The sequence below is a fragment of the Luteimonas aquatica genome (assembly GCF_022662575.1).
Taxonomy (GTDB): domain Bacteria; phylum Pseudomonadota; class Gammaproteobacteria; order Xanthomonadales; family Xanthomonadaceae; genus Luteimonas; species Luteimonas aquatica.
This window is the reverse complement of the sequence record NZ_JALBFU010000002.1, coordinates 198,843-221,536: the sequence shown is the minus strand read 5'-3', so window position 1 is coordinate 221,536 and position 22,694 is coordinate 198,843. Positions and strand designations below refer to the sequence as shown.

Below are 22,694 nucleotides of genomic sequence, written 5' to 3'. Positions count from 1 at the left end.
GCCATATGATCGCCCGCCTCAATCGCCCTGTTGCACTGCTTTCGTATCGCGCCATTCGCGCGAGGCATCCCTCGACCGTCGGAATCACCGGATCGGCAGCTGGATGCAGCCGAATTCGTGGACCCCTGCCCCATCGCGCACGATCGGGCCGCCCCATGTCTTCGATCTTCCTGATCAGGAATCTGATGCTTTGAAAACCGGGATGGATTCGGATGCACGCATGCGTCCTGGCATCCTCGGGAAACATCCTCGGGAAGCACGCCGACCGGGCATCACGACGAACGATCGAAACCAGATCGCTCCCCAAGGGATACGCAGCGCGATTTCCCCAACAGCAAACGCCCACAAGCTCCCGCGGCGCGACGGCTCATGGCCCAGCAAAGCGATCCTTCGGTGGAGGAGATCGCGACAGCTGATCGCCTTCGATGCGCCGAGACAGAACATGCTTCCATCGACCGCGGAGGCGCAGCCTATCCAGATGCCCACATCAAAAGAATCCTCAGAAGCAGAAACATACTGTCCTCCGTTGCAGGACAGCGATGCGCCGGCAGCGGCATTCATGCATGTCCATTACTCGGACGTGCACGGTCTCTGGCACGCCTCATGCCAAGGCGCATCAAGCACTTAACACTTGTCTAAAACAGATCGTCCGCAATCGTTTTCAGCCGTCGCCGCAACGCGTTTACACGCGGCCATAACGATCCGCCTCTGCGAATCCGAGTGAAAAATCCAGCCGATATCACCTATCGTTAAAACAGATATGATCGGTCGATTGGCGGCGTCCGCTTCATTGGTATGATCGCGGCGGATCGACAGCCCATCGCCAACACGATCCACCCTTGTCGGCTTCATGGAACACAACGGCTTCCGTAGGCGGCCTGCTACGAAAAATTTGAGCCACCCAGGCCGGCGTGCAGGAAGCAGGTTCGGCCCAGCCTCATCCAGGCGCATCGACTGGCCGCTGGAACATCTGGCAATGGCCGGCCATGCTCCGATGCACTACTGGCCATTGCGGCGACGTCTTCCATCATCGGGCAGCGCTTTTGACAATACTGACGTCGACAACCGGATACCTGGCGGCCGCATGAAAAGACTGGAAGACCTGGTGCTTCTCGTCGAGGTCGTCGAGCAGTCCGGCTTCTCCGCCGCGGCGCGCAGCCTCGGCCTGCAGCGCTCCAAGCTGAGCCGGCGAATCTCGGAGCTCGAGCGCAGGATGGGGGTTCGCCTGCTCCAGCGGAACACGCGGCGCATTTCGCTGACGCATGCGGGCGAGCAGGTGTACGCCCATGCGCGCGTGCTGGCGCATGCCGCGCAAGAGGCGTTCAGCGCCGCGGCCAACATCAACGACGAGCCGCAAGGGCTCCTGCGCATCGCCTGCTCGGCCACCTTCGCGGCGAACGCGTTGATTCCCGTCGTCTCGGCGTTCCATCGCGCCTATCCGCACGTGCGCATCGCCATCAACGCCGCCGACCAGTACACGGATCTGATCAGCGACCGCATCGACCTCGCGTTTCGCGTCTCCTCCAGCCCGCTTGGCGACTCCAGCCTGGTGATGCGCCCCATCGGCGCGATGCCGATGATCCTGGCGGCAAGCCCTCGACTGGTGAAGAGGGTTTCCGGACTCAAGCATCCGCTGGACGCGTCTAGGTTCGGCCTGATGGCGCTCACCCTGCAGGATGGCGACCATGCCTTGGCGTTTTCGCGCCCAGGAGGCGACACCGTCTCCTTGAATCAGCTGCCGAGCCTGATCTGCAACAACATGTCGGTGCTGCAGGCGGCGGTCGCCGCGTCGTTCGGCATCGCGATCCTGCCGCGCTATCTCTGCAGGGACATGCTCGACAGCGGGAAGATCATCAACGCCCTCGATCCCGCCAGCGGCTGGGAGCCCGCCGACTCCTTCGCCTACACCCTGATGCCCGCGCGCCACGGCATGCCCGCCACGACCAGGCTTTTTCTCGAATTCGCCGTGCCGCGGCTGCGGGCCATCCTCGCGGCCCCCTGACGCCATAGCCGATGCCCAGGACCGCGGCGAGGATGGCACCTGCTTTCATGCATTGCGGGTTGTGTTCAGCAATTACATTCCGTCCCCATAGGAATGAATCCGCGCTTACCGGTCACATCTTTCTTATCGATTCAGCCAACGCCCTGCGCGCACGCCGATTCGCGTCGTGCTGTCCAGCGCCGCGGCGTCCGCAATGAGGCGCAACGGCGATTTCCGGCATCGGTTCCGCTGATATGATCGATCGATGGATCTATTGACCGCCATGCGCATCTTCGCAAGAGTCGTGGAACGCGGCAGCATGTCCGAGGCAGCCCGCGATCTCGGACTGAGCCAATCGTCGATCAGCGAAAGGATCGATCGGCTCGAGCGGCACCTGGGTGTCCGCCTCATGCATCGGAGCCCGCGGGCGCTGGTGTGCACGGACGAAGGCGCGGAGTTCTACTCGCGCTGCAAGGATGTGCTGGCCGCCGCCGACGAGGCATGTGCCGCGGTGACGCAACGCGACGAATCGCTGCGGGGCGCCATCCGCATCGCCAGCGCCCAATGCTTCGGCGAGGTCGTGTTGCCCCAGGTGATTTCCCGGATACAAAAGCGCCATCCCAACCTGCGGGTCGACGTGGTCCTGAACGACCGCATCATCGACCCCGTGACGGAAGGCGTCGATGTGTCGTTTCGCCTCGGGTCGACCATTGGCGACAACATCATCGCGATCCCCCTTGGCTACATCCACAGGACCCTGCTCGCATCCGCGGCATATGTCGCGCGAAATCCACCGATCGCAAGTCCCGGCGATCTCGCGCACCACCCTTTCATTCACGTCAAAGGCCTCTTCGCCAACGCCAGCATCGCGCTCGAAGAGCCTGGGCGCGCGGAGCCGCTGCAGGTGCCGATCTCCCCCGCCATCACCACCAGCCATTGGCGTCCCATGTACGAGTTGATCATGGACGGCGCGGGAATCGGCATCGTGCAATCCCCGGGAAGCGCGAAGGACCTGGCCGATGGGCGCCTGGTTCGACTGCTGCCCGACTACGAGGTACCGAAGTTCGAGCTGACCGCCATCATCCCGGTGAGCCGCCCCGTGCCCTCCAAGGTCAGGGCGATCGTCGGGCTGATGAAGCAATACCTTCCCGAGGTGCCCGGATATTCCCCCGAACACGCCGGCCCTCCTCCCGTGGGCATGACCGGTCCCCTGCTGCAACCCAGGGCGGCGGAGGCTGCGCGGAAGCCGGAACTGCCCGTCGCATAGCCGTCCTGCCGAAACGCATTCAACGCCCGGTCGTCGACACCGGCTGATGCTCGGCCTGCAGTCGCTGCCAGAGCGCTTCCACGATCTTGCCGGAAGCATCGTCGGGGTGGCAGGTCGACCCGTCGCATGCGCTTTTCAGCAGCGACTGGTTCCCGCGCCACAAGCCATAGTGGTTGCGGATGTAGAGCCCGATTCCGAAATGGGTGCCGGCAAGGTCTTCCCGGGACATCGCCGCGAGCTGCTTCCTGGCCGGCTCGGGCATCCGCTTCGCCAAGTCGGTGACGGTCGCTTCCACCGTCAGCGGCCATTCTCCAGGGCCAAGCGGCTTGTCTTCCTCTTCGGCCCTGACGCCCATGGCGGAGGCGAGCAAGGCGGCCATCACGACAATCCTTGCGATCATTGCGATCCTCCGGATGCTTTTGAATTGCACTGGCCTTCGAGGCGGGCAGCCAGCCCAGGCAGGGTGGAAGGCAGGCCGGCCTCCGTGCCCGATTGCATGCCTCTTGGCGACCGACGGGACTCTAGCGCCGCCCTCGCAGGCTGACAACAAGCCGGCCCGTCACCGTCCAGGATTCATCCGGACCTCTTCCCAGCCGCCTGGATCTGGCTTATTTTGCTCGCGCCCGCCGATGGCCGGAATCGGACTCTGCACAGGAAGGAACCACGCCGTGAAAAAACTGCTTGCCGCCACCCTCGCCATCGCGGCGATCCCGCCGGCTTTCGCGGGCGACCGCTGGCTGGTCTACACCGGCGGCGAGAAACCCGGCCGCATCTTCGTCGCCGTCGACGAAACCTATCTCGACGCGGTGCCTTTCGCCGAGAAGACCTACAAGCTCGAAACGCTCACCATCCTGGAGAACGCGAAGGCACCCGACTGGGTCTCCTCCAACATGATCATCGACTGCGGCCGCAAGACCCTGGAGGAAAAGCTCATCCAGGTCTCGCCGCGCGGCGGCAAGCTCACCACCGCTCCCGACCAGCCGGCGCAGCCGGCGAAGAATGCGGTCGGCGAGGCGCTGATCGAGTTTGCCTGCGAAATGGGCCCCAAGGACAGCGCCCAGCGGATGAAGGCGCGCAAGGCCAACAACCGCTCGCGCGGCTGGATGTTCCTGGGCCCGGTGACCACCGCCGACCTCGGCGACCTGGCCTGGAACTCGATGTGGACCGACGGCACGCGCCCGGCCAGTACCCCGCGCTCGGACGCCGAGCTCGAGCGCGAAATGGCCAGCCTGCAGACGCGCCGGCAGCAGGCGCTCGCCACCGCCAACGCGATCGCCGCCCAGACCGTGAAGGAAGACAAGGAGACGTTCGAGAAGATCGTCAAGTCGCAGGAACCGATCGTCCGCGCCAACGCGCGCCGCAAGCGCGAGGACGGGGCGGTACGGCGCTCGCTGGAACCCTGGATCGGCCAGCCGGAGGCGGAACTGCTCCGCGTCTGGGGCACGCCGACCCGCACCGAGGACCGCGAAGGCAAGCGCGTCATCGACTACTACAAGCAGGTCGTGGAAACGCGATACGCCCCGACCCAGGGCTGCCCGCAGGGCCAGAGCCCGCAGCCGGTCAACGGCACGGACAAGCCGCTGGTGTGCGCGCCGATCGCCGGCCCCGTGAGCTGGGAGGTGACTTACGAATGCACGGCCAGCTTCCAGTTCCAGGACGGCGCGATCATCGACTACGTCACCAAGGGCGCACGCGGCAGCAATGAAGCCTATTCGCACTGCGCCCGCGTGTTCGGCAAGTTCGACTGATCGGATCCGCGCATGATCACCGGTCGCCGGATGCATCGAATCCGGTGGCCGGTTCACCGAACGCAGCAGCCAAGGCCCCGGGATCGCCGAGCAGGGCATTGCGCATGCGCTGCTCGGACAGCGGCCGTACCAGCCAATGCGCCCGTATGCGCATCCAGCCCGCGGAAGCCGGTTGCACGATCACGAGGTAATAACTCGGTCCCGGCCCCACGCAGTACCACCACCCGGTCTCGATACCGCCGACCCATGTTTCCGCCACGGTCTCGGTCACTTTCTTGACGACGGCCATATCGCGACCGCGCAGATCGCCAGCCCCGGGAAACCGCAAATCGTCGAAGCTCGCTTGCATGCGCGCCTTGTGCAATCGGCTTTCGCGGATGACCAGCCAGGCGACCAGCCCAAGAAAGGCGACGATCAAGAGGGCGTTCATGCCTGTGGGCACTCGTCGGGCTAGGCCGCACGAGCCGCGGCCGGCATGTGCTTGGTGACGCAATGGATGCCCCCGCCCCCCGCCGCGATCGGATCGATATCGACCTGCACGACCTTCCTGCCCGGATACAGCTTGCGCAGCAGGCGGTTGCAATAGCGGTCCGCCTCGGCGTCTCCGAACTGCGGCGCGATCACCGCGCCATTGATGGGCAGGTAGTTGATGTAGCCGGCGGCGAAATCCGGATTGTCCGTGTAGTCGTTCCGCCGCACGTCCGCCGGCGGCGGCAGCGTATGCACTTGCAGCTTCCTGCCTTCGGCGTCGGTGGACGCCTTGAGGATGTCGAGATGGCGGCGCGTCACCTCGTAGTCGTACGACGCCGGATCGTTGTCCAGGTTCGCGACCACCACGCCCGGCCTGACGAACCGCGCATAGAAATCCACGTGCGCATCGGTGATGTCCCTGCCCCTGATCCCGGGCAGCCAGATGATCTTGCGCAGCCCGAGCAGCCGGCTCAGCTCCGCCTCGATCCGCTCCCTGCGCATTCCCGGATTGCGGTTCTCGTTCACCCAGCAGCTTTCGGTGAGGATGGCGGTGCCGTGCCCATCGACCTCGATGCCGCCGCCCTCTCCCGTGACGCCGGCTTGCAGAGGGACGACCCGGCACGCCTTGCTCAAGGCCGCGGCGACCGCCGCGTCGCGCCTGAAAGCCTGCTTTCGCCCCCAGCCATTGAAGTTGAAGTCGACCAGCCCCGTGCCGCCCTGCCCGCCCACGACGAAGACTCCGCCGTAGTCGCGCACCCAGATATCGTCGAGCGGCAGCGCCATGTAATCGATGTTGACCGTCCCGCAAGCCCGCCGCGCATCCTCGGCTTCGCCCGGCCGGCAGAGCACGGTCACGGGCTGGTACCGCGCGATCGTCCTCGCGAGCAGGGCGACCGTCGCATTCACCTGTCCGGCCCAGTCCTTCCATATCGGCCTGGACGCGCCATAAGCCAGAAACACGCGCGCCTGTCTGGCGTGCTCGTCCGGCATGCGCCATGGTCCTTGAGCTGCGTCGCGCGCACCCGCCGCCGGAACGGCCGCTGCGGAGGCGCATGCGATGCCGAGGGGAAGACCGAACATGGCGGCTTTGACGAACTCTCTTCGATTGCGCATGTCTGCGATCCCGAGTTGCCGACCGCCGACCCATACATTCGTCGCGGTCTTGCGGCCCGGCCAGGATACCCGGCATCGGCCATCGTGGCTCGACGGATGGCTAGACGATGCGAACGATGCGCCCCCACGGGTATTCCCGCATCTTCATGAACCGATCGACGGCATCGGCCTTGCCCTCGATGGTGTCCGTCCAGTGCAGGTCCAGGGATTCATCGAACTCCAGGGTGCGCAGCCCGCGTTCGTTCAAGTGGATCCTGACCGACGTCGCGGCGACTTCGACCGCATCCGCGCCGCCATAGCCGCCGCGCGACTGGTCGTCCCGCTCCAGGTACAGCCGGTCCATCCCGAGCGCGGCATCCTGCTCGTCCACGTCCAGCCCGCAGACGACATGGATCACGTCGTCCTCGCTGCCGTCGGACGCGAAACGGAGCGTCACCCAGTGCTCCGAGTCCGTCTCGCCGGAGAAGACCGCATGGATGCGGAATGCGTGCATCGGCTCCCTCTGACGGTTCATCATGCGTCTCGGACGCGGATCGGACATCATCCCAGCAAGCCGTAGATCACGCCGAACAGCAGGAACTGCACCGCGTGGTAGCCGCCGTCGATCAGCCAGAGCCTGAACGTCCGCTGCGCGAACTGATAGTTGATGCCGAAGCTCGCCGCCACCATGCCGACACCCGCGAGCGCGCCGAGCCTGAGCGCGGATCCCAGCGAGGGAGCCGGGCCGGCCAGGACCGCGAAACAGACCGCCGCCAGCAGCGAGAACGCGAAGCTCACGCCGAACACCTTGGCAGGATGCCCAGGCACAGGCGTGCCGCCGTTCTCCCTGTTCCAGGCCTTCCCGAAAAGCATCGGCGAATACCAAAGTCCGCCCACCAGGAAGCTCGACACCGCCGCCAGCAATACCGCCCAGATGTTCATCGGTTATCCCCTCGGCACTCCGGGTGCCAGGCTCCTCAAGTGGTCGTGCTTTCACCGGCCGCGCGAGCGCGCATCACTGCGCGCCCAGCGTTCCCAGCGCGTCCTGGAAATGCGAAAAGATCTGCCTGCGCAAGGCCTGGTTGGTTTCGTAATCCGATGGGGGCGTGATCAGGCCGGCGCAATCGATCGCCGGAGGCGCGGCGCCCATATCCTCGTCGCAGCGGGCAATCCAGGCCGCGGAAACCGCTTTTCCGTTGTCCAGCAACGTCTTCGCTTCCGCGCAGATGCCCTTGGCGTCGTCGGCGCAGCCCATGGCCAGGGCGAGATAGGCGAGGTAGCCGCCGCCGGCCTGCTCGCGCTGGCGCCGCGCATCGCCCAGCGGATGGGCCCGCAACACCGCTTCGGCGAAGAAGTGGCAGCCTTCCGCGTCGATGATGAGCGCCTCGTTGTGGGTGAAGCACGCCTGCGAGAGATAGCTCCACGCCTTGTGCGGATCCTTCTCCGCGCCGATGCCGGTGTGGTGCATCCACCCGAGGTACTTGCAGGCGTACGGCCCCTGGCCGACGTCGTCGCTGCTGCACACGCGGGTGAAACGCTCGTAGGCGCGGCCGTAGTCCCGCAAGGCCCGGCTCTGCAGGTAGAGCTTGCCCGCCTCGTAGCATCCTTGCGGCCCCAGATCCGCGTCGCAGGACTTGTCGAAATAGCCCAGCGCCAAGGCCGGATCGCCACCGCGCGCCGCGGAGATGCCCTGGCTCCAGCAGGTATCGACATTGAAATCCTGCTTGCAGGGCGGCGACTCCGACACCGGTCCGGGGTACTCGATCTCGTAGTTGTTGAACACCACGCCGTCGCTGGTGCCCTTCCGCCCGGCCTTGCGCATCCTGTCGAGCAGCAGGTCGGGCTTGCGGATGATCGTCTCCGGCGCGCAGGCCAGCTCGGCGACCGTCTTGTCCTTGCGCAGCACCTTCACCGTGCCGAACTTCCGCAGCTCGGTCGGATCGGGCGGCAGGCCGGCGCGGAAGCCGAAGGACGCCTGGTAGGCGTACTCCTCGTTGGGAAACACCACCGTCTCGTCGATCGTCTGCCCGGCGCCGTCCGCGCGCAGATAGCCGACCTCCATCAAGGGGGCGCGAAGCGTCATCTCGGGCTTCCCTTGCACCGGGCCGAAACGGTAGACGGCCGCATCGCCGGACAGGCAGACCGACACCTGCTTCTCCTGCCTGGCGATCTGGCAGGACGCCACCGGCTCTTCCCCTTCCGCGCAGCCCGCCAGCGCATCGGCCTCCAACAGGAAACCGCCCAGCATCGCCAGGCCAAGGCATAGGTATCGTTTCAAAAGACCCCCTCGAGCAGCCACACGCACTCAACCCCGACCCAAGGCTACACCAGAGCCCGGCATCGTTGTCGGCCGGCCACAGCGCATCCATGCCATCGGCATGAAAGTCCTTGTCGCCAGGGCATCGACGTCAGCCCGGACTGCCCGCCCCTTCCTCGCCGAATGCCGCCACCAGCGCCTCCCTGTCCCCGATCAGGGCGCCGCGCATGCGCTCCGCGGACAGCGGGCGCACCGTCCACGCCAGCCGCGCGCGCCACCCGCTCGAGGGCACCGTCTGCGCGATGGCCACGTAGTAGCTCGGGCCGGGGCCGACGCAGTACCAGTGCGCTCCCAGGATCCCGCCGCCGCCTTCCTGCGCCAGGGCGGCCTCGGTGACCCGCTTCACGACGCGCAGGTCGCGGCCATGGAGGTTCTCCGCCTCGGAGAATGTCACGGCGTCGAAGCTGCCTTGCAGGTCCCGCAACTCCTTCCGGCGCAGCAGGACCGCGACGGGAACGAATATCGCCAGGAAAAGCAGAACCAGGATGCCGTCAGTGGTCATGATTGGTGCGATGGCGAGCCATGCCGAGGCGCCGGCTTGGATGCATTGCTAGGCCGCGCCAGCTGAACCTGGCCGACCTTCCATGCCGCTGGGGTCTGCGGAAAGCAGATCCTCGAACAGCATAAGAACGTTGCCATTGTCCACGCCCGGGTCGCCTATCGCGTACAGGGTAGCGAACGTAGCCGCATAGGCCGCGTCGCGCTGAACGAGGCAAATGTCGTGGGGATCGGCGCCGGCGGCAAGAAGCCTCTCGAGCGCGGGCCCGGTATCTGCGAATGGATCGTCGGGCCTGCGCCTGGAATGGTCGATCTGCGCCTGCAGGGCGTCCGGGTTCAAATGAACGTTGATGACGTGCCGCCAGAGGTGAGACAGCAATTCTTCACGAGTCGCCATGGCTTCTTCCCGTGTGGACCGACGCTGAGTCAAGCCGCGCCGCAAAGCGACGACGGCCTGGATGAATTGTCATGCGGTACCCTTAGATTGCTGAGCACCCGATGCGAGAAGCGGCAAGCTGTCAATCGAGGAATTCCCAAGTGTCCGCCCCGTCGAAGCGCCTGATGACGATTGACTCGAGCAGCGCGGGATCGAAATTCCGCAGGTTCACGCCGTGGCGGGCACCCGGCACGGCTTCAAGCGGCTCCCAGTGCGTGACGATACCGCAGGTCCTGCAGCGCACGTTCCTGAGGGTTCGGTCGCCCCAGAGATAGCTTTCGGTGTTCTCCGGGTGACCCTCGATGGAGACCGTGCCGAATTCGTAGTAAGCCCATATGCCGGCAATGCGCCGGCACAAGGAGCAGTTGCAACTCGTCGCTGTGTCGGGCGCCGCCGGGAGCGTAAGACGCACGGAGCCGCAGTGGCATGAACCTTGCAGCGATGTCGGGGGCTTATTCTTGTCCATAGAAGCACCGCCAGTTCTTATGCTGCCTGATGCCTGAATCAAGCTAAGCTGCGAAGTGGGTTGGCTTGAATGTATTGCTAGATCCCCTCGCATGGAATTGCCGCGAGGAGCTTTTGCTGCTGCCGACCGGCCTTGTGGTGCAGGGCCAGCGACCTAAGTAGTTGAGGATGGGTGGAGCGAACAATTTCAAAGGTATCTCGGATTACCCGGTCGATGCGGGGGCCATGCCCCCCAAGCAGTGCCTCGACTAGAGCCGGCGTAACAATCTTCACTAGCTTTGGGTAGGGCAATGTTACGAAAGCCAGAGATTGAAGAGCATGTGATCGCCTTAAATTATGATGCTCGGTCTCGGCAACGATCAATAGTTCAGAGATCCATTCCGTGGCAAGCTGTGGTTTGACAGCAGCAAGAACCCTGACTGGCCAACATGCAACCGTAACAACCCGGTTGGGCTCGCTCTGCTCTTTCGCTGCGGCGAAAGCGGCAGACAATGCAGCCATCTGCTCTTTGCCACCAAGCTGCTCTGCGGCAGCGGTAAGGGCTTGGCATCGATACCAGGCATGTGGGATGGTGCCAGCCAACCTAAGCGCCGCCTTGCAAAACAAGGGTCAGACTTGAATTTTTCCTGGGACGTTCTCGGAAACGGAAAGTCGACTCTGGCCCCTGTTTTCCACCTGTTTTCTCAGGTCCCGCGTCGTCATGACGACGCGGGTGTCGATGTCAAAGCACTGGACGCGACGGCGGCTGGCGCGCTCGCGCGGATCGACGCGGCAATCGCTTCGAGCGTCGTCGCCAGCGTGGTGAGAAGTTGCACAGCCTGATCATAGGGTGTCGCCGCTGGATCGATGCCCACGAGCCCGAACGCGTCGCTAATTTGCGATCCGGGCAGGTGGGCCGCGCCGACACGGAGATCGTAGATACCTGCCAACGGCCCCATGAGGGCTCGGGCCTGAACCGCGCCTTCGTGCTTAGCAAGCGCGCGTTCGAGGGATTTCAGCGATCCGGTGCCTTTCAATTCCGGGGTGATCGGCGCGAAGGCCTGCAGCGCATCCGCATCCACTCGATCGGCTGTCAGTCGCGCCATGTCCTTGGCTAGCTCTAGCAGCGAGTCTCGGTTTGTCGCGCGAAACCGGTGCACGGACGCCAAGAGCCGATCCTGGATGTTGTGGGGGCGGAAGACAGGAAACCCCCAAATGGCTTGCGCCGCCGCATCGATCGCGATCAGCGCCTCGGCGGTACGTGCTTCCGGCGCCGCGGTGTCTGCCACCCGCCCCTCGACATGCGCCCGGCCCAATTCGGCACTGAGCCGGCCATTCGGATAGAGATTGCGCCCGGCCCATATGCGCCGATGCCATTCGGACAGCCGCGCCACATCCCTCGCGTACACGTTGATCAGTCCGGCTTCGTTGATGCCGAAATGGATGCTGCTATAGCCGGGCTCGCCTTGCAGACCTCCGGTGTCGTGCGTGTACCACTCGAGCTTGCCGCCGCGCAGCGCCAACAGGTCGGTCACGATCGTCGGCTCGAACCACAGCCACAGCCCTATGTCTTCGTCTTTGAGCTCGTCGGCGTTCTGGCGGTCGCCGGCGGCATTGACGATGAAGGTGGTTGCTGAGGGCTCGTGGTCGCCGCGCACGCGCGGACTGCGTATCGCCGGTTCGATCCATTCGCGGCGCCAGCTCTGGCCGCTGATACGGTGGATCACGGGGCCGGTGCGGGTGAAGCGATGATGGGTGTAGTCGGTGCCTTCGTCGGTCTCCGGGCCCATGACGGGGACATCGGCCTCGACATCCACGTCAGTGCGCCACACATGGTGAACGGCGACGGTGGCACCCTCCGGATCGCCCCCTGGCAGCACCCGAGTGACGCTGCCTTCGAAGCGTCCGTCGGCGAGGGGGACCTCGATCCGGCCGCCGGGCCAGGCGATGTGGTCGGCCGTGGCTTCGTAGGTGGTGCGTTCGCGGTAGGTGAGCAGGCGCAGCGCCATGCCGCGAGCGCATAGGTAGTCGCGCAGCACGTCGGTGCGGATATGAATGCCCCCGATCGAGCCATCGGGGTGAAAGGTACGCTTGGCGACGACGGCGTAGTTCTCGTCGGGTCGGATCCAGCGGTGGTTCTCCTCGATCAGCGCCAGCGCCAGCACCAGGTCTTGGTTCAAGTACCACACTGGGTCGCCGATGGGGTTGTACTGCGCCAGGACCAAGTGGATGCCGACGTCGACCCCGTCCTCAATCTCGAAGGCTTCGGCAGTCTTGTATCGGCCGTCCTCGAAGGCATAGGCGCCTTGGGTGTTGCTCAGCCCGGAATGCCCCCACTCGACGTCCTCGACCGCCGCGCGGTGCGCGGCCGTCACCGCGACCGAGACCGCGCATGACACGTCTTCTTGGTAGCCGAGCTGGGCGATGTGGCCTTCCCGGGTGCCCTCGAAGGCGCGCAGCGGAATCCACGTCTGCATGGCGTACGGCCGGCGCCGTTCGGCCTGCATTTCGAACCATTCCTGCCGCATGGATTGCTCTCCAACGCTGCCGCTCTGCGCCATTGACCATCTACAGCCGATGATGACCTGAGTATATCGGAGGTCGCGAAGCATGGCTTTCGAGCTGAGGCCAACGTCTGCTCCTGGTCGAAAGGCGTCAGTTCCTATAGCTGCCGATCAGCATCGATCAGCTAATCGCACCTGATCGGCCATGATCATCAATTTCACTGGTGCGCGTGCGCACACCCACGATTGATCTTGAAGGAGTGTCCGTTGAAAAAGGGGCTCATAAGAGCCCCTAAGTAGAGTTTCAAGAGTGGAGTAGCGTCTTATGTCAGCCAGAGTAGCGGCTTATGGATATCCGCACATTTTCAGGCGTTCCCACAGCGACGCATCTGATTAACAATTAGATGCTCTAGCCGCACTTGGAATAACCGCAATTCAAGCACGTCGCACACCCATCCATGATCACCACGGCCTTGGTGTTGCACTTGTGGCACATGGTCGCGCTCGGCGGAAACGAGGTGCCGTCGCCGGTGACGGCGATGTCCTCGGGATAGGTATCCGGATAGGAGCCTTCGATGCCGCCCTGGCCGCGCTGCGGCTGGGCAGGCGGGCTTACTTCAGTGTTTTTTTTTGAGCGTTCTTCGTAGGCGCGGCGCTTCTCGGCGATCAGGGCGCGCTGGTGCTCGCTCATTTCCGGGTCGTGCATCATGCCGATGGACTTGAGGTGGTCCTCGACGATCATGCCGAGCTCGGCGACCAGCGAGGGCATGTACACGCCGCCGGCCTTGAAGTAGCCGCCCTTGGGGTCGAAGACGGCCTTCATCTCGTCGACCAGGAAGGTGACGTCGCCGCCCTTGCGGAACACGGCGGACATGATGCGGGTGAGCGCGACGATCCACTGGAAATGCTCCATCGACTTGGAGTTGATGAAGATCTCGAAGGGACGGCGCTGTTCGTGCTCGGTGCCGGCGTTGAGCACGATGTCGTTGATGGTCACGTACATGGCGTGCTCGACCAGCGGCGACTTGATCTTGTAGGTGCTGCCGATCAGCACCTCCGGGCGCTCGATGCGCTCGTGCATCTGGATGACGTCGGCCGTGGGCAGTTCGGCCTCGATCTTCTCGCGCGCGACGGAGGCGCCGGCGACGGCCTTCTCCTTGTCCTCGGCGGTGACGACGGCGTAACCCTTGATTTTCTTGTCGATCTTGACGGCCATGACGCGGTTCCTGGATGCGGGTGGTGCTTGTTCTTGTGGGTGGACCGATGGAGCGCGGACCTGGCCGCGGGCGGCGGGGCCCTCACCCCAACCCCTCTCCCGCGAGCGGGAGAGGGGCCAAGGCGGTGTTGCTTACTTCTTCCTGGCGGCCTTCTTGGCGGGCGCCTTGCGGGCGGTCTTCTTGGCCGCCTTCTTCACCGCCTTGCGGGCGGGCGCCTTCTTGGCGGCGGCCTTGCGGGCCGGGGCCTTCTTGGCGGCCTTCTTCACGGTCTTCTTGGTGGCCTTCTTCGCGGCCGCCTTCTTGGCGGTCTTCTTGGCCGCCTTCTTGGCGGTGCCCTTCTTCTTCAGGGCGGCGACTTCGGCCTTGGCGCTGGCGCTGACCGAGGCGAGGGTCTTCTTCGCCTTGGTGACGCGCTTGCCGACCGCCTTCTTGGCCTTGGCCGCGCTCTTCTTCGCGGACTTGACCGCACTGCTCGCTTTCTTCGACACCTTGCTGCCGATTTCCTTCGCCTTGTCGGCGACGGCTTCGGCGGCGTTGGAGAGGGTCGCGGTGACCCCGTTGCCGTTGCTCATGTGATTGCCTCGTCAGGTCTGTTGTTCACGGGCGGGGCGCCCGTGGAGCGAAATGTAGCGCGAACTTTGTGCGGCGTGTACGAACCGGCGAGGGGGACTCCGCGGCCCCGGGAACGGCCCCTGCCTGGACCGCCCCCGCGGCGTGCGCGAGGACGGTCGGCGGAGGCGTCAGAACTTGCCGTAGTAGCCCTCTTTGAGCGCGTCGAAGAGGTTGGCGGCGGTGTGCAGTTCGCCGTCGTACTCGATCTGCTCGTTGCCCTTGACCTCCACCACGGAGCCGTCCTCGAGCTCGAAGCGGTAGGTGGTGTTCTCCAGGTCCGCCTCCTTCACCAGCACGCCCTGGAAGGCGGCCGGGTTGAAGCGGAAGGTGGTGCAGCCCTTCAGGCCCTGCTGGTGGGCGTAGCGGTAGATGTCCTTGAAGTCCTCGTACGGGTAGTCCGTGGGGACGTTCGCGGTCTTGGAGATGGAGCTGTCGACCCACTTCTGGGCGGCGGCCTGGACGTCGACGTGCTCCTTGGGGGTGATGTCGTCGGCGGCGATGAAGTAGTCGGGCAGCTTGGCGGCCGCGTCGTCGCTGAAGGGCATCGCCTTGGCGTTGACCAGCTCGCGGTAGGCCAGCAGCTCGAAGGAGAACACGTCCACCTTCTCCTTGGACTTCTTGCCCTCGCGAATGACGTTGCGGCTGTAGTGGTGGGCGAAGGACGGCTCGATGCCGTTGCTGGCGTTGTTGGCCAAGCTCAGCGAGATGGTGCCGGTGGGGGCGATGGAGCTGTGGTGGGTGAAGCGCGAGCCGGTCTCGGCCAGCTGCTCGACCAGCTCCGGGGCCACCTTGGCCACCTGCTGCATGTAGCGCGAGTAGCGGGCGTGCAGCACCTTGCCGGGGATGTCCTGGCCGACCTTCCAGCCGTCGCGGGCCATCTCGGGGCGCTGGCGCAGCATCGCGGCGGTCACCGGGAAGCGCTCCTCCATGATCGGCGCCGGGCCCTTCTCCTCGGCCAGCGCCAGGCCCATCTCCCAGCCGGCCACGGCCATCTCGCGGGCGATGCGCTCGGTGAACTCGCACGATTCCTTGCTGCCGTACTTCATCTTCAGCATGGTCATGGTCGAGCCCAGGCCCAGGAAGCCCATGCCGTGGCGGCGCTTGCGCATGATCTCGTCGCGCTGCTGCTGCAGGGGCAGGCCGTTGACCTCGACCACGTTGTCGAGCATGCGGGTGAACACCCGCACCACTTCCTTGTATTCCTCCCAGTCGAAAGAGGCCTGCTCGCCGAAGGCGTTGCGCACGAACTTGGTCAGGTTGACCGAGCCCAGCAGGCAGGCGCCGTAGGGCGGCAGGGGCTGCTCGCCGCAGGGGTTGGTGGCGCGGATGTTCTCGCACCACCAGTTGTTGTTCATCTCGTTGACGCGGTCGATCAGGATGAAGCCCGGCTCGGCGTAGTCGTACGTCGAGACCATGATCATGTCCCACAGGTGGCGGGCCCGGATGTGGCCGTAGACCTTGCAGGCGACCAGGCCGTCGTCGCGGACGATGTAGCTGGCGTGCTGGGGCCAGTCGCGCCAGACCACCTGCTCGGCGTTGGCCAGGTCGAGGTCGCCCTGCTCCTTCTCGTTGATCGGGAACACCAGCGGCCAGTCGGCGTCGGTCTCCACCGCCTGCATGAAGCCGTCGGTGATCAGCAGCGACAGGTTGAACTGGCGCAGGCGGCCGTCCTCGCGCTTGGCGCGGATGAAGTCGCGCACGTCGGGGTGGCTGACGTCGAAGGTGCCCATCTGCGCGCCGCGGCGGCCGCCGGCCGAGGACACGGTGAAGCACATCTTGTCGTAGATATCCATGAAGGACATCGGGCCGGAGGTGTAGGCGCCCGCGCCGGCGACGAAGGCGCCCTTGGGGCGCAGGGTCGAGAACTCGTAGCCGATGCCGCAGCCGGCCTTCAGGGTGAGGCCGGCCTCATGGACCTTGTCCAGGATGCCGTCCATCGAGTCGACGATGGTGCCCGAGACCGTGCAGTTGATGGTGCTGGTGGCGGGCTTGTGCTCCAGGGCGCCGGCGTTGGAGGTGATGCGGCCGGCGGGGATGGCGCCGCGGCGCAGGGCCCAGAGGAAGCGCTCGTTCCAGTAGGCGCGCTTGTCCGGGCTGGTCTCGGCCTCGGCCAGGGCGCGGGCGACGCGCTGGTAGGTGCCGTCGATGTCGGCATCCACGGCGGCGCCCTGCTTGGTCTTCAGGCGGTACTTCTTGTCCCAGATGTCCTGGGACGCGGGCTGCATGGGGATCTCGCGATCCGGGGAGGATCCTCCGGTCTGTGCCATCGCGTTCTTCACCGCCTCCAGGCGCACCGTACTCATGCTGAAATTTTCTCCTGCTCCGGCCGGGCTCGTGCCGCGGCCTATTGTTCTTGTCGATGTCCCGACGCCATCGGGGCCGATGGCGCCGTCCTGAAGCGACCGACGGGGAAGCCGCGCCGCGTGGTTACGCGTCGCGCCTGGAACCGTGATCCGTTGCGGGGGGCCATGGGACTGGCGATCCAGCTTGCATCGTGCGCTTTCCCCCGTAGCGACGCGTCAAAACCGGGTAAACCCTACCACTTGGGCCTCTCCTCCCAGTTCGACCCCAATATCTTGTGGCCGAACGGGAGGTCAAACTACGCCGGGGCAAGGGCGGTGTCAACCGGAAAAATCGATTCCGGCAAAAATTTTTGTGATGCCGGACACGCCGGTGGCGCGCTGCTGACGGACGGCTTCCGCCCCCTTCCGCACGGACGTCCGGCGCCCCTTCGGACCGGGCCAGCCTGCCTCCGGATCGCCCCGGAGGCAGGCCTCGCGCACCGGAGCGGCCGCCGGCCGGCGAAACTTCATCCCCGATTAAACGGTCAACGCCAAAACTGAACATCTTCATCCGGCGCGCGAGCCGTCTCCCGCCCCGATCGGGCAGACTGGGCCGGCGCGCCGCATTCCATCCATCACGAGGACCCCATGCGTCGCCTGTCCACGCCCACCAAGACCCTGCTGGCCCTGACCCTGGCCGCCGCCTTCGGCGGCTTCGCCGCCACCGCCCTGCGCGACGGCCTGGAGCGGCCGGCGCACGCCGAATCGGCCGTACCGGCCGCGCTGCCCACCGGACTGGCGGCCCTGCCCGCGACCGTGGAAGGCCAGGCCCTGCCCTCGCTGGCGCCGATGCTCAAGCGCGCCACCCCGGCGGTGGTGAGCGTGTACAGCCGGCAGACCGTGCGCGTGGCCAGCCCGCTCGGGCCGTTCGCCGACGATCCCTTCTTCCGCCGCTTCTTCGGCATCCCCGACATGCCGCGCGAACGGGTCGAGCGCGCGCTCGGCTCGGGCGTGATCATCGACGCGCAGAACGGCTACGTGCTCACCAACCACCATGTGGTGGTGAACGCCGACGGCGTCTCGGTCACGCTCGCCGACGGGCGCACGCTGGAGGCCGAGTTCCTCGGCTCCGACCCCGACACCGACGTGGCGCTGATCCGCATCCCGGCCAAGAACCTCACCGCGATCCCGCTGGGCAACAGCGACGCGCTGCAGGTGGGCGATTTCGTGGTGGCGATGGGCAACCCCTACGGCCTGGGGCAGACGGTGACCTCGGGCATCGTCTCGGCGGTGGGCCGCAGCGGCATCCCGGTGGCCGGCTTCCAGAACTTCATCCAGACCGACGCCTCGATCAACCCCGGCAACTCCGGCGGGCCGCTGGTCAACCTGCGCGGCGAGCTGGTCGGCATCAACACCGCCAGCTTCAACCCGCGCGGCAGCATGGCCGGCAACATCGGCCTGGGCTTCGCGATCCCGATCAACATGGCGCGCAACATCAAGGACCAGCTGGTCAGCACCGGCGAGGTCAAGCGCGGCACGCTCGGCATCGAGACGCAGAACGTCGACGAGCGCCTGGCCAAGGGCCTGGGCCTGGACGAGCCGCGCGGGGCGCTGGTCACGCGCGTGTTCCCGGGCTCGGCGGCGGCCGCCGCCGGCCTGCAGCCGGGCGACGTGGTGCTCTCGGCCAACGGCCAGCGCGTGGACAACGGCCCGGCGCTGCACAACTTCGAGGGCCTGCAGGACGTGGGCAGCCGCGTCGCGCTGGACGTGCGCCGCGAGGGCAAGCCGCTGCAGCTCAGCGCGACGCTGAAGGAAAGCCCGCGCGCGGTGGACGGCGGCGCGCTCGATCCGCGCCTGGCCGGCGCCACGTTCAAGGAGCTGGACGAGGCCACGCGCCAGCAGCTGCAGCAGATGGGCGCCGGCGGCGGCCTGCAGGTCGGCACGGTGACGCGCGGCAGCCGCGCCTGGAACAGCGGGCTGCGCCCGAACGACATCGTGGTGGACGGCAGCAACGGCGACTTCAGCGACCTGTCAGGTTTCCGCGCCAGCTTCGACAAGAAGCCGCAACAGCTGGTTTTGCGCGTGCTGCGCGGCGGCGGCACCGGTAATCTACTGATGCGCTGACGTGAACCGTCCACGCCGTCTTAACCCCGCGGCAACCCCGTTTCCCGCACTATCGACCCGGACCATTCGTTTCAAGCAAAGGAGTTCACGATGAATCCCACTGCAAGCGAAAACTTCAAGAGCAACCTCGGCGAAGCCGGCACCCATCTGAAGGACGCCGCCAGCCATGCCGGCGAGGCGGTGCGCAACGCCGCCAGCGCCGCGGGCGAGGAAGCGCGCGTGGGCCGCGCGCAGATGAAGGCCGACCTGGCCGACGGCGCGCTGGCCGGCATCGCCGCGCTCGAGCAGGGCGGCGCGGCCGCGCGCGAACAGGTCGATGCGCTGCTGGACAAGGGGCACGACCTGCTCGACAGCGCCGCCGACCTGATCCGCGAGCGTCCGCTGGCTTCCTTCGGCGTCGCCTTCGCCGCCGGCTTCATCATCGCCAAGCTCGCGCGCGGCGGCGGCGACAAGTAAGCGGGGCTCTGCATCTGCAGGGGAACGCCGTGAACGAGGCACCGCACCAGGATGCCGGCACCGCCAAGGCGCCGCATCTGGACGAGAGCGTGCGCCGCATCCGCAGCGCGGGGCGCGCCACGCTCGACTCCGCCCTCGACACCGGACGCGCGCTGCGGCACCTGATCGGCGCCGACTTGGCGCTGGCGCGCAGCGCGACCGGGCGCGCGCTGGCGTGGCTGGCGGTGGCGATCGTGTTCGGCGCCTCCTCCTGGCTGCTGACGATGGGCGCGCTGATCGCGCTGCTGCAGGCGCTCGGGCTCTCGTGGCTGGCATCGATCTCGATCGCCGCGGCGCTGAGCCTGCTGGTCACCGGCCTGGCCGCCTGGCGGGTGTCGGTGTTCTTCGACTACGCCGGCATGCACGCCACGCGGCGGCAGCTGGCGCGGCTGGGCATCGGCGACGAGGAAGACGAGGGCGCCGCCACGCCGGACGCGCGGCCGCACCCCTCCGCGCCGGGCCCCTCTGCACCGCGCTCCTCCGCACCATGAAGTTCGAGACGCTCAAGCAGCGCGTGATCCGCAGCGAGCGCCTGGTCGAGGGGCGCCTGGAGCAGACGCAGGCCCACGCCACCTCGCTCAAAACCACCTGGCGGGAAAGCTGGACGCCGACGCGGATCCTGATCGCCGGCCTGGCCGCCGGTTTTCTGGTCGGGCGCGCGCGGCCGGCGCGCGCCTTCCGCCGGCTCGGCGGTCTCAACGGCGCGCGCTGGATCCAGCTGATCGGCACGCTCTCGGGCCTGTTCGCCTCGCTGCAGAGTACGCTGGCCGCCGCCACGGCCAAGTCCGCGGCCGGGCAGGCCGCCGATGCCGCGCAGACCGCCGACACGGCGGCCGCGACCGCCGACGAGGTCGCACGCGATACGCAGGCCGAGGGCGGCGACGCGGGCGAGGCGCAGGCCGCCACCCCCGAAACGCCGTCTCCGGCCGACCGCAGGCGGCGACCGGACCCCACCTGGAGCGCGCCGCCGCGCCCGGCGGAAGCGGCGACCGAAATCTCCGAGCGCTAGACGCGCGCGGCCGCGCAGGGCCGCCGAAGATCGAATCCCGTACCATACGCGGGTGAGTTTCCCCGTCCGCGCCATCACCCTGGATCTCGACGACACGCTCTGGCCGTTCGCGCCGATCGCCGCGCGCATCGAGCAGGTGCTGGACGACTGGTTCCGCGCGCACAGCCCGCGCACGGCGCAGCTGTTCCCGATCCCCGTGATGCGCGCCCTGCGCGAGCGCGTGTTCGCCGAGAACCCGCAGCTGATGCACGACATCGGCGCGCTGCGGCGCCTGACCCTGGTGCATGCGCTGCGCGAGAGCGGCGCCGACCCGGCGCTGGCCGACGCCGCCTACGAGACCTTCTACGCCGCGCGCAACCAGGTGGAGTGCTATCCCGACAGCCTCGAGGCGCTGGCGCGCATCGCCGCGCGCGTGCCGGTGGCGGCGCTGAGCAACGGCAACGCCGACCTGCAGCGCATCGGCCTGGCGCACCATTTCCGCTTCTACCTGCGCGCGCACGAGCACGGCCAGGCCAAGCCCGAGCCGGGCATCTTCCTGGCCGCGTGCGAGCGCCTGGGCGTGGCCCCGGCCGAGGTGCTGCACGTGGGCGACGACATCGAACTGGACGTGGTCGGCGCCGCGCGCGCGGGCCTTCGCACCTGCTGGATCAACCGCGAACAGGGGCCGTGGCCGCATCCCGATCCGCGTCCCGACCTCGAGTTCGACACGCTCACGGCGCTGGCCGACTGGCTCGACGCCGCTCCCCTTTGCGTTCCTTCCAGAGCCGCCTGCGCATGACCCTTCCCAACGGATTCGTCCGACTCGACCCCGCGCGATCTGACGTCGAAGCGAACGACTCCGCGCAGGCGCCGCGGCCGCTGTACCTGATCCACCGCGACCACCTGGCCGCCTGGCGCGAACGGCAGACGCCGGCGCTGGCGCAGTGGCTGCTGGCGCACGGCTTCGACGCCTCGCCCGGCTCGATGCTGACGCTGCCCGGGCGCGACGGCGGCTTCGCCGGCGCGGTGCTCGGCATCGGCGATCCGCTCGATCCCTTCGCCTACGCGCACGCGCCCTCCGTGCTGCCGCCCGGCGCGTGGCGGCTGGACGCGGCGATCGAGGACGCGGCGCTGCGCGCCCTGCACCTGGGCTGGGGGCTAGGCGCCTATCGCTACACGCGCTACCGTCAGGCGCCGCGCGCGCCGGCGCAGCTGGCGGTGGAGGCGCTCGATGCCGAGACCGCCGACCTGCTGCGCGCCTGCACGCGCGTGCGCGACATGATCAACACGCCCACCGAGGACATGGGACCGGAGCAGCTGGAAGCGATCGCGCGCGAGATCGCGCAGGCGCACGGCGCGCGCTTCCGGAGCATCGTCGGCGACGACCTGCTGGCGCAGAACTTCCCGGCCATCCACGCCGTGGGCCGCGCCTCGCACCGCGCGCCGCGGCTGCTGCGCCTGGACTGGGGGGACGAGGCGCACCCGCACGTCACCCTGGTCGGCAAGGGCGTGTGCTTCGACACCGGCGGCCTGGACATCAAGCCGGCCGACGGCATGCGCAACATGAAGAAGGACATGGGCGGCGCCGCGCATGCGCTCGCCCTGGCCGAGCTGGTCATGGCGCGCAAGCTGCCGCTGCGCCTGACCCTGCTGGTGCCGGCGGTGGAGAATTCCATCGGACCGAACGCCTTCCGCCCTGGCGAGGTGATCGCCACGCGCAAGGGCGTGAGCGTGGAGATCGACAACACCGACGCCGAGGGCCGCGTGATCCTGTGCGACGCGCTCGCCCTGGCCGCCGAGGACAAGCCCGAGTGGCTGATCGATTTCGCCACGCTCACCGGCGCGGCGCGCATCGCGCTCGGCCCCGACCTGCCGGCGCTGTACGCCAACGACGAGGCGCTGGCGCAGGGCTGGCTCGACGCCGGCCTGGAGACGCGCGACCCGTTGTGGCGCATGCCGCTGTGGCGCCCGTACCTGCGCTATCTCACCAGCAACATCGCCGACCTCGCCAACGGCGGCCCCTCGCGCATGGCCGGCAGCGTCACCGCCGCGCTGTACCTGGAGCGCTTCGTGCCGGCCGAGCAGAAATGGGCGCACCTGGACGTGTACTCGTGGAACGACAACGACCGCCCGGGCCGCCCGGCCGGCGGCGAGGCGCAGGGATTGCGCGCGGTCTACGCGCTGCTCAAGCGGCGCGCGGGCCGGGCGGACTGAGCGC

General features: G+C 67.0%; 23 protein-coding genes. 9 read left to right on the top strand and 14 right to left on the bottom strand.

The genetic code is table 11. The features are described from left to right. Positions 1 to 994 precede the first annotated feature (994 nt). Together MD221_RS07050 and MD221_RS07045 are read left to right on the top strand one after the other, a co-directional pair. Positions 995 to 2,002 carry a LysR substrate-binding domain-containing protein gene (locus MD221_RS07050; RefSeq protein WP_242108936.1) on the top strand — a complete coding sequence of 336 codons (1,008 nt, stop codon included), beginning with the start codon at positions 995 to 997 and terminating at the stop codon, positions 2,000 to 2,002. A gap of 262 nt (positions 2,003 to 2,264) precedes the next feature. After that, a complete protein-coding gene (locus MD221_RS07045; protein WP_242108933.1) occupies positions 2,265 to 3,248 on the top strand; it encodes a LysR family transcriptional regulator in 984 nt (327 codons plus the stop codon). Positions 3,249 to 3,267: 19 nt separating this feature from the next. Here MD221_RS07045 and MD221_RS07040 read toward each other — a convergent pair whose 3' ends face one another. Beyond that, positions 3,268 to 3,648: a DUF6794 domain-containing protein gene (locus MD221_RS07040; protein WP_242108931.1), complete on the bottom strand. Its 381-nt coding sequence runs from the start codon at positions 3,646 to 3,648 to the stop codon at positions 3,268 to 3,270. 268 nt (positions 3,649 to 3,916) lie between these two features. Here MD221_RS07040 and MD221_RS07035 point away from each other — a divergent pair, with 268 nt between their 5' ends. Continuing rightward, a complete protein-coding gene (locus MD221_RS07035; RefSeq protein ID WP_242108929.1) occupies positions 3,917 to 4,996 on the top strand; it encodes a hypothetical protein in 1,080 nt (359 codons plus the stop codon). A 16-nt stretch (positions 4,997 to 5,012) separates the two neighbouring features. On the opposite strand, the gene MD221_RS07030 is transcribed toward MD221_RS07035, so the two are convergent. The 13 genes from MD221_RS07030 to MD221_RS06970 all read right to left on the bottom strand — a co-directional run bounded on the left by MD221_RS07030 (position 5,013) and on the right by MD221_RS06970 (position 16,890). After that, complete coding sequence (locus MD221_RS07030; RefSeq protein WP_242108927.1) at positions 5,013 to 5,426, bottom strand: hypothetical protein; 414 nt, start codon at positions 5,424 to 5,426, stop codon at positions 5,013 to 5,015. A 20-nt stretch (positions 5,427 to 5,446) separates the two neighbouring features. Further along, positions 5,447 to 6,580, bottom strand: coding sequence for an agmatine deiminase family protein (locus tag MD221_RS07025; protein ID WP_425602223.1), 1,134 nt, complete (start codon positions 6,578 to 6,580; stop codon positions 5,447 to 5,449). A 100-nt stretch (positions 6,581 to 6,680) separates the two neighbouring features. Continuing rightward, positions 6,681 to 7,073: an Imm10 family immunity protein gene (locus MD221_RS07020; RefSeq protein WP_242108923.1), complete on the bottom strand. Its 393-nt coding sequence runs from the start codon at positions 7,071 to 7,073 to the stop codon at positions 6,681 to 6,683. A gap of 47 nt (positions 7,074 to 7,120) precedes the next feature. Next, positions 7,121 to 7,501: a DUF1761 domain-containing protein gene (locus MD221_RS07015; RefSeq protein WP_242108921.1), complete on the bottom strand. Its 381-nt coding sequence runs from the start codon at positions 7,499 to 7,501 to the stop codon at positions 7,121 to 7,123. A gap of 73 nt (positions 7,502 to 7,574) precedes the next feature. Further along, positions 7,575 to 8,837: a tetratricopeptide repeat protein gene (locus MD221_RS07010; protein ID WP_242108919.1), complete on the bottom strand. Its 1,263-nt coding sequence runs from the start codon at positions 8,835 to 8,837 to the stop codon at positions 7,575 to 7,577. A 130-nt stretch (positions 8,838 to 8,967) separates the two neighbouring features. After that, positions 8,968 to 9,378, bottom strand: coding sequence for a hypothetical protein (locus tag MD221_RS07005; RefSeq protein ID WP_242108917.1), 411 nt, complete (start codon positions 9,376 to 9,378; stop codon positions 8,968 to 8,970). Between the two features lie 48 nt (positions 9,379 to 9,426). Beyond that, positions 9,427 to 9,771, bottom strand: a complete 345-nt coding sequence (locus MD221_RS07000) for a hypothetical protein (protein WP_242108915.1) — start codon at positions 9,769 to 9,771, stop codon at positions 9,427 to 9,429. A 121-nt stretch (positions 9,772 to 9,892) separates the two neighbouring features. Next, positions 9,893 to 10,276 (bottom strand): GFA family protein, encoded by a 384-nt coding sequence (locus MD221_RS06995; RefSeq protein ID WP_242108913.1) that lies wholly within the window; start codon positions 10,274 to 10,276, stop codon positions 9,893 to 9,895. A 77-nt stretch (positions 10,277 to 10,353) separates the two neighbouring features. Beyond that, a complete protein-coding gene (locus MD221_RS06990; RefSeq protein WP_242108912.1) occupies positions 10,354 to 10,857 on the bottom strand; it encodes a hypothetical protein in 504 nt (167 codons plus the stop codon). 116 nt (positions 10,858 to 10,973) lie between these two features. Beyond that, a complete protein-coding gene (locus MD221_RS06985) occupies positions 10,974 to 12,782 on the bottom strand; it encodes a hypothetical protein (protein WP_242108909.1) in 1,809 nt (602 codons plus the stop codon). 385 nt (positions 12,783 to 13,167) lie between these two features. Next, a complete protein-coding gene (locus tag MD221_RS06980; RefSeq protein WP_242108907.1) occupies positions 13,168 to 13,974 on the bottom strand; it encodes a TSCPD domain-containing protein in 807 nt (268 codons plus the stop codon). 132 nt (positions 13,975 to 14,106) lie between these two features. Further along, positions 14,107 to 14,547 (bottom strand): hypothetical protein, encoded by a 441-nt coding sequence (locus tag MD221_RS06975; RefSeq protein WP_242108905.1) that lies wholly within the window; start codon positions 14,545 to 14,547, stop codon positions 14,107 to 14,109. A gap of 168 nt (positions 14,548 to 14,715) precedes the next feature. Beyond that, a complete protein-coding gene (locus MD221_RS06970) occupies positions 14,716 to 16,890 on the bottom strand; it encodes an adenosylcobalamin-dependent ribonucleoside-diphosphate reductase (protein ID WP_242108904.1) in 2,175 nt (724 codons plus the stop codon). 627 nt (positions 16,891 to 17,517) lie between these two features. Between MD221_RS06970 and MD221_RS06965 the strand changes: the two genes are divergently transcribed. The 6 genes from MD221_RS06965 to MD221_RS06940 all read left to right on the top strand — a co-directional run bounded on the left by MD221_RS06965 (position 17,518) and on the right by MD221_RS06940 (position 22,690). Continuing rightward, complete coding sequence (locus tag MD221_RS06965; protein ID WP_242108902.1) at positions 17,518 to 18,993, top strand: Do family serine endopeptidase; 1,476 nt, start codon at positions 17,518 to 17,520, stop codon at positions 18,991 to 18,993. Positions 18,994 to 19,083: 90 nt separating this feature from the next. Then, positions 19,084 to 19,449: a hypothetical protein gene (locus MD221_RS06960; RefSeq protein ID WP_242108900.1), complete on the top strand. Its 366-nt coding sequence runs from the start codon at positions 19,084 to 19,086 to the stop codon at positions 19,447 to 19,449. A 29-nt stretch (positions 19,450 to 19,478) separates the two neighbouring features. Continuing rightward, a complete protein-coding gene (locus tag MD221_RS06955; protein ID WP_242108898.1) occupies positions 19,479 to 19,979 on the top strand; it encodes a phage holin family protein in 501 nt (166 codons plus the stop codon). Beyond that, positions 19,976 to 20,497 (top strand): protein sip-5, encoded by a 522-nt coding sequence (locus tag MD221_RS06950; RefSeq protein WP_242108896.1) that lies wholly within the window; start codon positions 19,976 to 19,978, stop codon positions 20,495 to 20,497. Before MD221_RS06955 ends, MD221_RS06950 begins: the two co-directional genes overlap by 4 nt. 52 nt (positions 20,498 to 20,549) lie before the next feature. Then, on the top strand, positions 20,550 to 21,275 hold the full coding sequence (locus tag MD221_RS06945; protein WP_242108895.1) for an HAD family hydrolase: 726 nt from the start codon (positions 20,550 to 20,552) through the stop codon (positions 21,273 to 21,275). Continuing rightward, entirely contained in the window at positions 21,272 to 22,690 is a 1,419-nt protein-coding gene (locus MD221_RS06940) for a leucyl aminopeptidase family protein (protein ID WP_242108893.1), read from the top strand. The genes MD221_RS06945 and MD221_RS06940 overlap by 4 nt, the downstream gene beginning before the upstream one ends. The last annotated feature ends 4 nt before the right edge of the window (positions 22,691 to 22,694 follow it).